We start from the raw sequence: 2,706 nt of genomic DNA on the forward strand, positions 1-2,706 counted from the left end.
CCTGGCGGCTGGCCGCGGGGTCTGGCGTCGCGTGATTGCGGGTGCGGCGCAGCCGGTCATGCAACCGGCCAAGCACATGGGTCGCACCCGGCTGGTCGGACGGTGTGTGACGGGGAGGTGACATGTTATGATGATGGACATCATTTCCCCCACCGGTCAACAAGTCCCGATGCGACGGAGCGCGGGCAACAGGCATGCGGGGCCGGAGTGCTGGCGTGGGAGCGGCAGGGAAACACCGGAAAGGCAGGACACCGTCATTTCCCTGTCGACCCCGACCGCCAGACCACCCTGCCGATGATGGGGATCGCGGCGGTTTCGTTCTCCTACGGATGGCGGGCGGTTTCGACGTCGATGATCCGTTCACGATAGCGTGGATCGTCACTGATCACGGCCCGTCACCGTTCGGGCGGCGTCTCGCCCTACAATGCGCATCAAGCCGGTCATCCGCGCGGGTGTCGAGGCATATGACCGGGGAGGCGTTGAACGGGCTGTCACCACCAAACAGGAGCCTCCCCAGCGAAACGCCACATGCCTTGGCGATCTGGCCGACCTTGCCGACTTTCCATTCCCGCCCGTTCATAGAGCCATTCAGGGCTGTCGTGCCCACGGCGGTGCGGGTTGCGACGACCGCATTTCCCCCTCCGTATCCACCGCCTGTTCCAGCCGTGCGAACCGCGAATCCAATTCCCGGTTCAGGTTATCTTCGGGGAGGTCAGAATCAGGACTGTTTTCGGTTGCCCTTGTAACTGAAATCGGCATTGCCACGACACGTCTCCTGAAGGCTGTCTGGCAAATTCAGTCTGTAAAACATCATTTAATAATAAGTAAACCTCAGAATATATTATCTTTTTATTCTTGTTAGGCATTATAATCTTGGAAATCTGTTGGATGCGTATCAAGGTCCGTATAGATTGCTTTATATTGATGAATGCTGAATGGCTGAAAAGGGAACCGCCCAGACAGACACCCGTTTGATGATGCCTTTATTTCAGGTCGCACCATCTACCTCATCGCGATCTGCTTCTGCAGGTTCAGGGAGTTCAGGCGCATCGCCATGCGAGTGCATGCATGTGAGGTCAGTAAAGATCCTCATCCTTTCATCATATTACTATAATCAAATCATTTTATTTTTATTCCGGGTTTATGGAGCGTGAAATTGCTAAACACTCATATTGCGTCTGAAAAGAATATTCACGGAGCCCGCGTTGCTCAAACGGTTCTGGGCAAGGAAGGACATGTCATATGGGGGCCTTATGAAACGCGCGCCCCAGGAAGATACAAGGTTATTTTCTGTATCTCCGGTATTGATCTGACTGGATGCGCCGATGGGGATTGTGTGGCTATTGCCGACGTCGCCTGCAATAATGGTCAGGACATCCTGGGTGTCAGGTATATTGCGGCTGGTGAACTGCGGGCGGGGCAAACACATTTCGAGATATTATTTTCCGCCCTTACGAATAAGTATTCGGTTGAATATCGCGTCTCTGTTCAAGGTAATGCTCGACTGGAAATAGACACCTATCGCCCAGTTACTGATGAAGCAACACTAAGTTCTGATATTATATTCCCAAAACTTGATGAGAATTCACCGACTTTCTTCCGGGACAACATAGATATTTTACGTCGTTGGTACGAGAGTGATTTCCGGGTCATGATCAAAGGCGATGACGTCATCATGACCAAGGATGGCATCAGTTTTTATGCAAAGGTACGGGATGATATTAATCTGATTGGTGAGATTTTTCTTGAGAAAGTGTACAGATTTGAGCGCAGGCGCCCAACCGTCGTCATGGATGTCGGAATGAACATCGGTTTGGTATCAATGCAATTCGCTAAAAACCCTACGGTTCAAAAGATATATTCTTTCGAACCATTCCCTTCCACCTATGATCGGGCGATAGCCAACCTGAGCTCAATCCCGAACTAGCGAAAAAAATCATCCCCTCCAATATCGGTCTTTCCGATGTTGAAGGCACGATTACCTTTAATGTATTTGATTCTGATGATTCGGGATCACGTTCCACGCGCGACACGGATATAGATGGTGCCGGCATTCCCACGGAACTGCAGATGGAGACCGCCGCGACTGCCCTGCGTCGGATCCGGAGCCTGCATCCTGATGACGACATCATCATGAAAATCGACTGTGAAGGCGCGGAATATAATATTTTCCAGAACCTTCACGATTCAGGTCTCCTCCCTGAAGTAACGATGTTTATGGTGGAATGGCATGAGATCCACCGGGACAAGAATCAGAGACATCTTATTGCCCCTCTCGTAGAAGCTGGCTTTACCGTGTTTGATCGTTCGCCTCCATCGGGGAATGGTTTTTTCTACGCAATCAAATAAGGGCCCGTTGGGAATTATCGTGAATTGATGACTGCGGCGACAGGACAGATCATGGCTGTAAATGATCTGTCTGCCCTGTCGCTTCGCAGAAGAAGATCGCGATGAGATGACGCGACCTGGAATCGAACGGGTGCCGGTCGATGCGGTGCCTGCGCTGGGAAATGACCATGCAGGCACCCTGCGCGCGTATGGCGTTCACGATCCGTCTTCTTGCCAAGACACAGCGGTTCCATTTTTGCCCATTGGGCATCTGTCAGCACCAAGAGCCTGCTTGAAAAGCCTGCCCTTAAGACATTCCGCAAAACCTGAGTAAGTTTTGGTGAAGCTTTTTTTCAAAAAGCTTCAGGAAACGCGCTT

The 2,706-nt window shown here is 51.5% G+C and carries 4 protein-coding genes; 2 read left to right on the forward strand and 2 right to left on the reverse strand.

Annotation, left to right across the window (positions count from 1 at the left end):
- Nucleotides 1-385: 385 nt before the first annotated feature.
- On the reverse strand, nucleotides 386-607 hold the full coding sequence (locus JCM25156_RS13180; RefSeq protein ID WP_148299391.1) for a hypothetical protein: 222 nt from the start codon (nucleotides 605-607) through the stop codon (nucleotides 386-388).
- 543 nt (nucleotides 608-1,150) lie between these two features.
- Between JCM25156_RS13180 and JCM25156_RS28925 the strand changes: the two genes are divergently transcribed.
- Nucleotides 1,151-1,927 carry a class I SAM-dependent methyltransferase gene (locus tag JCM25156_RS28925; RefSeq protein WP_148299392.1) on the forward strand — a complete coding sequence of 259 codons (777 nt, stop codon included), beginning with the start codon at nucleotides 1,151-1,153 and terminating at the stop codon, nucleotides 1,925-1,927.
- Between the two features lie 11 nt (nucleotides 1,928-1,938).
- Entirely contained in the window at nucleotides 1,939-2,349 is a 411-nt protein-coding gene (locus JCM25156_RS28040; RefSeq protein ID WP_407637124.1) for an FkbM family methyltransferase, read from the forward strand.
- 49 nt (nucleotides 2,350-2,398) lie between these two features.
- Here JCM25156_RS28040 and JCM25156_RS29460 read toward each other — a convergent pair whose 3' ends face one another.
- A complete protein-coding gene (locus tag JCM25156_RS29460) occupies nucleotides 2,399-2,548 on the reverse strand; it encodes a hypothetical protein (RefSeq protein WP_159104992.1) in 150 nt (49 codons plus the stop codon).
- Between the last annotated feature and the right edge of the window lie 158 nt (nucleotides 2,549-2,706).

Source organism: Komagataeibacter kakiaceti JCM 25156 (assembly GCF_000613305.1).